The organism is Gordonia sp. NPDC058843 (genome assembly GCF_042743165.1).
In the GTDB taxonomy this organism is placed as follows: domain Bacteria; phylum Actinomycetota; class Actinomycetes; order Mycobacteriales; family Mycobacteriaceae; genus Gordonia.
In genome coordinates this window covers 1-1,040 of sequence record NZ_JBHYNC010000105.1, presented here as the reverse complement: position 1 = coordinate 1,040, position 1,040 = coordinate 1, and the positions used below count along the sequence as shown (strand labels likewise).

Below are 1,040 nucleotides of genomic sequence, written 5' to 3'. Positions count from 1 at the left end.
GAACGGCAACCCGGACCGCAACCTCGAGGCGGTCGTGCTGCGCATGGTCTGGCCCGACTGGCTGGCCGAACTGGAGCGCACCCGCTACGACAACCCGCTGTTCTGCGGCATCACCTTCGAGGACTTCACCTCCGGCTACGACACCAACTCCGCGGTCCTCTTCCCCGAGACCATCGCGGTGCGCGAGGCCCCCGAGCGGTTCACCTGGGGCGGCATCTTCTGCGACCGCGAGGCCGCGCGCTTCCGCCGCGTCACCGAGGCCGCCGTCGACATCCTGGGCCTGGAGCTGCCCGAGGACGTCGCCGCGATGGTGCACGACCAGAAGCGCTGCGAAGAGGCGTTCGTGCTCTGGGACATGGTCCACGACCGCACCCACAGCCACGGCGACCTGCCCTTCGACCCGTTCATGATCAAGCAGCGCCAGCCGTTCTGGATGTACGGACTGGAGGAGCTGCGCTGCGACCTCACCGCCTTCAGGGAGGCCGTGAAGCTGGCCGGCGACGGCGTCCCGCAGGCCCGTGACGTGCAGGTCGCGGTGCTCTTCGACCGGATGTTCCGCTTCCCGGTCACCGGTGAGCGGATGCGCAACTACGACGGCCTCGGCGGTCAGCTGCTCTTCGCCTACCTGCACAAGCACGACGTCGTCCGCTGGACCGACAACAAGCTCTCCATCGACTGGGAGCGCGCCCCGCAGGTCACCAACCAGCTGTGCGCCGAGATCGAGACGCTGTACCGCGACGGCATCGACCGTCCCAAGCTCGTCCACTGGTTCGCCGGGTACGAGCTGGTCTCCACCTATCTCTCCCCGCACCCGGGCTCCAGGTGGGCCAAGGGTCCCGACGCCCTCGACCTGACGCTGCCGCCCCGGAAACTCGTGGATGACGTGCTTCCGGACGAGTTTCCGCTGAGCATGTTCTATGAGGCACTGTCGAAGAAGCTGAAGAACGTGATCGCCTCCACCAAGGGCATCACGGCGGACGGTGCCGAGCGGGTCGCCGCGTGAGCGATCGCGGTATCACAACTGCTCAGGAGGCGAGGAT

1 protein-coding gene is annotated in these 1,040 nt (G+C 67.4%); it reads left to right on the top strand.

Going from position 1 to position 1,040, the window contains the following annotated elements:
• The coding region (locus ACFW3F_RS25605) for a DUF6421 family protein (protein WP_388062529.1) at nt 1-1,003 on the top strand (1,003 nt) is incomplete at its 5' end.
• Nucleotides 1,004-1,040: the final 37 nt, after the last annotated feature.